Raw genomic sequence first — 611 nt, forward strand, 5'->3', positions numbered from 1 at the left:
AGAACTTGTTTCTTTTTCTCAAGCATTTTAAAAATCGGTGTTTCCGATACACGCAATCGCAAGTAAAATCCTGCAAGACCCATAAATCCGCCAAGCAGAAAAGCAAAACGCCAAGCAAAATCTATATGAGAGAAATAACGTTCTATTATAATACCGATAAATGTTGCAATTAAGGTACCGGCGATATTTGAACCATGTACTAAACCTGCCGTAAAACCCGGTCTTAAATTTTGACGATGTTCAAGGATAAAAATGGCCGCTCCCGTTCCTTCACCGCTAATACATAAACCTTGAATAAGCCGCATTATAACTAGAGTTATAGGGGCATAAATCCCAATACTTACATATGAGCGTATAAAGCCCATAATAAAGGTCGGAATAGTCATACCTAGCATCGAGATTATTAAAGCGATACGTCTACCGTATCTATCACCGATATAACCGAATAATATGCCTCCTATCGGTCTTGTCAGAAAGCCAACCGCAAATACTCCAAGGCTTAGAAGAATTCTAATGAATTCTGATTCGCCTGGAAAAAAAACTTGTAAAAGACATAATTATCGTACCTATATCCTTTGTATCCGAGCATGTTGAAACACTAGTAGAGCTTG

The 611-nt window shown here is 38.0% G+C and carries 2 pseudogenes; one reads left to right on the forward strand and one right to left on the reverse strand.

The features are described 5' to 3' along the window. Positions 1-557, reverse strand: a pseudogene (locus O6R16_RS07970) (MFS transporter); the annotation flags it as partial. Between O6R16_RS07970 and O6R16_RS07975 the strand changes: the two are divergent. Next, positions 524-611 (forward strand): annotated as a pseudogene (locus O6R16_RS07975) (ferrochelatase); the annotation flags it as partial. The pseudogenes O6R16_RS07970 and O6R16_RS07975 overlap by 34 nt on opposite strands.

Origin of the sequence: Candidatus Rickettsia tasmaniensis, from assembly GCF_036857515.1 — a bacterium.
GTDB lineage: Bacteria > Pseudomonadota > Alphaproteobacteria > Rickettsiales > Rickettsiaceae > Rickettsia > Rickettsia rickettsii.